At 61.4% G+C, this 1657-nt stretch carries 1 protein-coding gene; it reads left to right on the top strand.

Annotated features, from left to right (window positions below):
- The first annotated feature begins 65 nt into the window (after nucleotides 1-65).
- Nucleotides 66-1562, top strand: a complete 1497-nt coding sequence (locus JT718_RS20390; RefSeq protein ID WP_205504647.1) for an IS1182 family transposase — start codon at nucleotides 66-68, stop codon at nucleotides 1560-1562.
- Nucleotides 1563-1657 lie beyond the last annotated feature (95 nt).

Here is a 1657-nt window from a genome sequence, read left to right as displayed (position 1 = left end):
TTGTGCCTGTTGCACAACTGGCTGAAGATAGCCGTTTAAGGAGGTAGTACCAAATCCTTAACGTGATGCAGGGCAGGAAGCATTTTGAGGACGAGCGGGAGCTGCGTTTCTCGCTCTCGGCGCACGTGCCGGAGCGCAACTTCTACCGGCGGCTCAAGGACAGGCTCGACCTGGAGTTCCTCTACGGGCTGACGACCCATCACTATGGCTCCTGCGGCCATCAGTCCATTGACCCTGTGGTCTTCTTCAAGCTCTGCCTGGTGGGCTACCTGGAGAACATCGTCTCCGACCGCAGGCTCATCGAGCACTGCGGCCTGCGGCTGGACCTGCTCTACTTCCTGGGCTACCAGCTGGACGAGCCCTTGCCCTGGCACTCCACCGTCTCGCGCACCCGCCAGCTGCTGCCCGGGTCTCTCTTTGAGGAAGTCTTCACCCGTGTGCTCTCCCTGTGCGTGGAGGCGGGCATGGTCTCGGGCCATACCCAGGTGGTGGACTCGGCCCTGGTGAAGGCCAACGCCTCCATGGACTCCCTGGAGCTGAAGGTACCGCAGGAAACGCTCGACGCGCACCTGGGGCGGGTCAGGGCCATCAGCCGGGGTGACAGGAAGGCTTCTCACAATAAAGCCACCCCGGAGCAGCAGACCATCACGGCCAGCCACGACGAGCTGCAAGAAATCAAGGCCCGTAACCGCAACTGGAGCCTACAGCAGGACCTGCGGCCGGGAGCCCATAACAAAGGCAGCAAATATACCTCCAACAAAACGCACTACTCGCCCGTGGACCCGGACGCCCGCGTCGCCGTCAAGCCGGGCAAGGCCCGCAGGCTCTGCTACCTGGCCCAGCTCTCGGTTGACTCGGCCCACCACACCATCACCCATGTGCAGGCGGACTTTGCGGACAGGAAGGACAACCAGTGCCTGCCGAAGTTGCTCGGCGGGCTCACCGGCAGACTGCGGTGCTTGGGGCTAAGCTGCAGCCATATCCTGGCGGACGCGGGCTACTCCTCGGGGGAGAACTACGCCTTGTTGGAAGAGCAGGGCATGACGGCCTTCATCCCGCCGCACGGCACCTACAAGGGAGGGCCCGAGGGGTTCACCTATGACCGGGAAGAGGACTGCTGGCTCTGCCCCCAGGGCAAGAGGGCCACGTTCCGGAAGGTGAAGGTGGAGCCGAAGGGCAACATCAAAAAGAGGTTCTATCTCACCACCCGCAGGGACTGCAGGGGCTGCCCCCTGCGCGAGGGCTGCATCGGCAAGGGCCACGAGAAGAAGGTGGAGGTCACCTTCTACCGCGAGGAGTACGAGCGGGTGATTGCCCGGCTGAAAAGCCGCTATGGTCGGAAGATGAAAGGTCTCCGGCAGGCCACCGTGGAGCCCGTGCTGGGCACGCTCACCAACTACATGGGCCTGAGGAAGATCAACACCAGGGGCATCAAACAGGCCCAGAAGGGAATGCTGTTGGCCGCTACGGCCTACAATCTGCAGAAGCTGCTGCGCTTTACCCCTAAAAGAAGGCAGACAGCCGTCATGGCCTTACCAAGACCCCTTACAGCCGCTTTTTAAGGCTATTTTGGCCCCGAGAATCGGGGAGAAATTAAGAAATCAAGGGAGACAGATGGGAAAGTTCTACTTCAGCCAAGAGTTGTGCAACAGCTACC

The sequence above is a fragment of the Rufibacter psychrotolerans genome, from assembly GCF_016924645.1.
Taxonomy (GTDB): domain Bacteria; phylum Bacteroidota; class Bacteroidia; order Cytophagales; family Hymenobacteraceae; genus Nibribacter; species Nibribacter psychrotolerans.
This window is presented reverse-complemented; position numbering and strand designations above follow the sequence as displayed.